Annotated in this window: 5 protein-coding genes; 4 read left to right on the top strand and 1 reads right to left on the bottom strand. The window is 66.0% G+C overall.

The features are described 5' to 3' along the window. Positions 1-434: 434 nt before the first annotated feature. From AC0L3X_RS36920 to AC0L3X_RS36910, 3 genes are read left to right on the top strand one after another with little or no spacing between them, the layout of a single operon-like run. Positions 435-950 (top strand): winged helix-turn-helix transcriptional regulator, encoded by a 516-nt coding sequence (locus AC0L3X_RS36920; RefSeq protein WP_063985106.1) that lies wholly within the window; start codon positions 435-437, stop codon positions 948-950. 1 nt (position 951) lies between these two features. Further along, positions 952-2214, top strand: coding sequence for a beta-ketoacyl-ACP synthase II (fabF, locus tag AC0L3X_RS36915; RefSeq protein WP_063985107.1), 1263 nt, complete (start codon positions 952-954; stop codon positions 2212-2214). A gap of 44 nt (positions 2215-2258) precedes the next feature. After that, on the top strand, positions 2259-2891 hold the full coding sequence (locus AC0L3X_RS36910) for a LysE family translocator (protein ID WP_063985108.1): 633 nt from the start codon (positions 2259-2261) through the stop codon (positions 2889-2891). 63 nt (positions 2892-2954) lie between these two features. Here AC0L3X_RS36910 and AC0L3X_RS36905 read toward each other — a convergent pair whose 3' ends face one another. Next, complete coding sequence (locus tag AC0L3X_RS36905; RefSeq protein ID WP_084795277.1) at positions 2955-3218, bottom strand: hypothetical protein; 264 nt, start codon at positions 3216-3218, stop codon at positions 2955-2957. A 483-nt stretch (positions 3219-3701) separates the two neighbouring features. Here AC0L3X_RS36905 and AC0L3X_RS36900 point away from each other — a divergent pair, with 483 nt between their 5' ends. Further along, positions 3702-4574 carry an alpha/beta fold hydrolase gene (locus AC0L3X_RS36900; protein WP_063985111.1) on the top strand — a complete coding sequence of 291 codons (873 nt, stop codon included), beginning with the start codon at positions 3702-3704 and terminating at the stop codon, positions 4572-4574. The last annotated feature ends 173 nt before the right edge of the window (positions 4575-4747 follow it).

Below are 4747 nucleotides of genomic sequence, written 5' to 3'. Positions count from 1 at the left end.
TCCGCTCCTCCCCGGCGCCACGGCGGCGCGGCGCTCAACAAAACCATCCCCCGCCGGGTGAACCCGGGGTTTTTGCTTCGCTGCGCTCGCAATGACGGAGAGCTAGGCAACGGCGCATTCCCTCTCTTGTCCCGGACGCGCTGCAGCGGGAAACGCTGCTGTGCAGAGCCGGGAAGCGACACGCAAGGCTCTCCGCAACATGGGCCCCGGCTCTGCAGCGCACCGCCAAGAGGCGCTGCGCTGCGTCCGGGGCACGATAGCGGCTATCCGGCGGCTACCTTAAATCCCACCACCAGACCTGCTTTCACATACTTACCGCTCGCCCGCCGCGCACCTCACCGCCAGCCCCACCTCCGCATCCTCACCGCTCACTCTACCCGCCGCCGCCTGCCCAGTGACTTGCATTTTGCAAGCCACTCTCCTACGTTCCCGCCATGCAGCCCAAATCCCCCTCCATCCTGGAATGCCCGGTCGGCCGCGCTGTTGAGACGGTCGGTGAATGGTGGAGCATCTTGATCCTGCGGGATGCGTTCCAGGGCGCGACGAAGTTCGACGAATTCTCGCAAGGTCTCGGCATCGCGCCGAACATCCTGTCGCGGCGCCTTGCCCATCTCACCGAGAGCGGCATGTTCGTCCGCCGCCGCTATCATGAACGGCCGCCGCGTTACGAATATGTGCTGACGGAGAAGGCGCGGGATTTCTTCCCTGTGGTCGTGGCGCTGCTGGCCTGGGGCAACAGGCATCTCGCGCCCAAGGGCGAATCCATCGTGCTGGCGAATCGGAGTGACGCTCGCCCGTTCGATCCGATCGTGGTCGATGCCGCCGAGATGCGTCCGATCACCCTCGCCAATGCGGTCGTCGTCCCGGGTCCCCGCGCCAGTCGCGGGATGCGCAAGCGGCTCGCCTCGCTCAAAGCCATGAACCCGGCCGTTGCGCCGGCTGGAGACTGACATGCGTCGTATCGTCGTGACGGGAATGGGGGCGGTGTCGCCGCTCGGCTGCGGTGTTGAACTGTCCTGGCGCCGGCTGCGCGCCGGCCAGAGCGGGCTGCGCCCTCTGCCGGAATGGTCGCAGGCACTGCCCGCGCGCATTGCCGGTCTCGTGCCCGACAAGGCCGACGATGCCGAAGGCGGCTTCGACCCCGCGCAAGCTGCCGCGCCAAAAGACCAGCGCAAGATGGACCGCTTCATCCTGTTCGCCCTGCTCGCGACCGCAGAGGCGGTCGCGCAGGCCAGATGGGCGCCGCAGGATGCGAGCGCACAGGAACGCACCGCGACGATCATCGCTTCCGGCGTCGGCGGCTTCCCGGCAATGGCGGAGGCGGTGCGCATCACCGAGCAGCGCGGCGCGCGCCGGCTCTCGCCCTTCACCATCCCCTCGTTTCTCGCCAATCTCGCCGCCGGCCACGTCTCGATCAAATACGGCTACAAGGGTGCGCTGGGCACACCGGTCACGGCCTGTGCCGCCGGCGTCCAGGCGATCGGCGATGCCGCGCGCATGATCCGTGCAGGCGAAGCCGATGTCGCGATCTGCGGCGGCGCGGAAGCCTGCATCGATATCGTCAGCATCGGCGGCTTTGCCGCGGCCCGCGCGCTGTCGAGCGGATTCAACGGCGAGCCCGCGCGCGCCTCGCGCCCGTTCGATCGCGACCGCGACGGCTTTGTCATGGGCGAAGGCGCCGGTATCCTCGTGATCGAGGAGCTGGAGCATGCGCTGGCGCGCGGCGCCTCCCCGATTGCGGAAATCGTGGGCTACGGCACGACGGCGGACGCCTATCACATGACGTCGGGCCCGCCCGACGGCGACGGCGCCCGCCGTGCCATGGAGATCGCGCTGCGCCAGGCGAAGCTTGCGCCCGCGGATTTGCAGCATCTGAACGCGCATGCGACGTCGACGCCGGCCGGCGACGAGAGCGAGCTCGGCGCGATCGCCGCGCTGTTCGGCCGCAACCGCGGCATCGCGGTCAGCGCGACGAAATCGGCCACCGGCCATCTGCTCGGCGCCGCCGGCGGCCTCGAGGCCATCTTCACCGTCCTCGCCTTGCGAGACCAGGTCGCGCCGCCGACGCGCAATTTCGAAAACGCAGATCCCGGCGCTGATGGCATCGACATCGTCGCAGGCAGCGCGCGGCCGATGCCGATGCTCAACGCCATCTCCAACGGATTTGGCTTCGGCGGGGTGAATGCCAGCGTGATCTTCCGCCGGATGGGCTGAACGAGAGGCCTTGCAATCGCAGCACGCTACGTTACCAAAACGGGATGATCGAAACGAATTTCTGGCTGTTCCTGGCCGCAGCGTGTCTCATTGCCGCCGTTCCCGGCCCCGGCATCTTCTACGTCGCGGCGCGGACCTTGTCGGAGGGGCGCGCCAGCGGCTTTGCGTCAACTGCGGGCACGGCGCTCGGCGGGCTGGTTCATGTCGTCGCGGGCAGCCTCGGCATCTCCGCGATCATCCTTGCCAGTGCGGAGCTGTTTGCCGTCGTAAAATTCATCGGCGCGCTCTATCTGGTTTGGCTCGGCATCAAGACCTTCCGCAGCGCCGGCCGCGCGCTCTCGCTGGAGAGCGAGCCCGTCGGCGACAGGCGCGCGTTCCGCGACGGCGTGCTGGTCGAGGCGCTGAACCCGAAGACCGCCGCATTCTTCCTCGCCTTCATTCCGCAGTTCCTCGATCCCGCGGGATCGAGCCCCACGCTGCAATTCATCGTGCTCGGCGCGATCTCGGTGATCCTGAACACGCTCGCCGATGTCGTCGTCGTGCTGATGGCAACTGCAACGCGCACGCAGCTGATTGGCAGGCCGCATCTGATGCGGCGTCTCACGCAGGGCTCGGGCGTCTTCATCACCGGCCTTGGCCTCTCACTTGCGCTGGCGCGGCGGCCGGTGCAGACCTAGCTCGCGTCATTCCCGACGGCATCCGCCGAAAAAAGAAAGGGGCCGAAGCCCCTTTCTCGGATTTCACCACTGATGCCAATGATGCCAGCGGTGCCAGCGAGCCCAATGATGCCAGCGCCAGCCGTCACCCCAATGATGGTGCCAGCCGTAACCACCCCAGTAGTGCGGATGGTAGTAGCCTCCATGGTAGTGCCGTTGCCAGCAATGGCCCCATTCATTGCAGACATAGCCGGTCGGCACCTCGATCGGTGCTGCTGACGCAGCCCCGCTCGACAGCGTGACCCCGCCAAGCGCGGCAAGGCCGACAAACGCAGATACAAGTTTCATGATGTTCACCTCCTAACATCCGTTGGAGGCGACGAGTGCGTCCTGCGTTCGGCGCCTTACGCAGGTTTAATACCGATGAACGATTTCGATGAGGCGATCCGCTCGCGATGACGGCGTGCGCGCGACATTGTCGCCATCGGCCCGAAAGACTTTCCGACCCGTAATGACCTAGATGTAACGCGTGGAATTCGAACGACCCATCGCTCGCGGCTCACCCATGGTTGTTGCGATGGAGAGTTCGATGAGGATGATGTCCTGGTCGCGTTATCGCCTCCTGACAAGGTCGTTGTCGCGCACCGCGCGTCGCTGTCACGACGCGAAGATGCGCAAGACCCGGCAGCGCCGACGCGCCATGCGCCGCCTAGCCGGCACGAGCTCGCCGCCGAAGCGCCCGTGACCTGCGGCTTGCTTGTGGAATGGCCGGCAGCAGGCTACTCCAGTCGTGCTGTTATCTCGTCCGGCATTTCGAAGGATCGACGCCCGATGCTCGCCCCGCAAAGTCGCACTTACGAGTCCCACGGCCTGCGGCTGCACTATGCCGATTGGGGCAATCACGGCGCGCCCGTCGCCATCCTGGTCCATGGCGGCCGCGATCATTGCCGGAGCTGGGACGCCATCGCCCGCTCGCTTCAGCCGCATTTTCACGTGCTCGCGCCCGATCTGCGCGGTCATGGCGATTCCGACTGGACCAAGGGCGGCAGCTACGCGCTGACCGAGTATGTCTACGACCTCGCGCAGCTCATTCGCAGCATCGCAGCGCCTCAGGTGACTCTGATCGGCCATTCCATGGGCGGCATGGTGAGCCTGATCTTTTCGGGGTCGTTCCCCGAACTGGTTTCGAAGCTCGTCGTCCTCGACGGCGTCACCATGTTGCCGGACACCCCCAAAGCGCCGACGCATGAGCGCATCAGCAAATGGGTCAGCCAGCTCGACAGGCTGCACGACCGCACGCCGCGCCGCTATTCGACCCTCGAAGACGCGGCCGCGCAGATGGTGCTTCACAACAAGCGCCTCGCCCGCGACCTCGCGCTGCATCTTGCAACGCACGGCTCGCGGCGGAATGACGACGGCACCTATAGCTGGAAGTTCGATCCCTACCAGCGCGCCTCTGCGCCGCACCGGCTCTGGCCGGACGATCACGTCGCGCTGTGGTCGCGCATTGCCTGCCCGACGCTGCTGCTCAATGCCGGTGAAAGTTTTCTCGCCGGCGCCAAGGCTGCGGGCCTGGAGCGCTACTTCCCGCAGGCGCGCATCGAAACCATCGCCGGCGCCGGACACTGGCTGCAGCATGACAAGCCGCAAGAGGTGTTGGGTGAGATCCGGCGGTTTCTCGGGCTGGCCGAAGACGGCGGCTAGCTCCACTGCCGTAGGGTGGGCAAAGGCGCAAAGCGCCGTGCCCACCACGCAGCCAGATTGCGAGAATAAGTTTGGTGGGGCAGCTTAGAGTTTGACAACCAAAGGGAGTTGTGGTATACCCACGATTAGTGGCGGCCGAGAAAAAGCCCGGTATAAAACAACACCAATGTCGG

The organism is Bradyrhizobium sp. MI1.7 (assembly GCF_055811795.1).
This window is presented reverse-complemented; position numbering and strand designations above follow the sequence as displayed.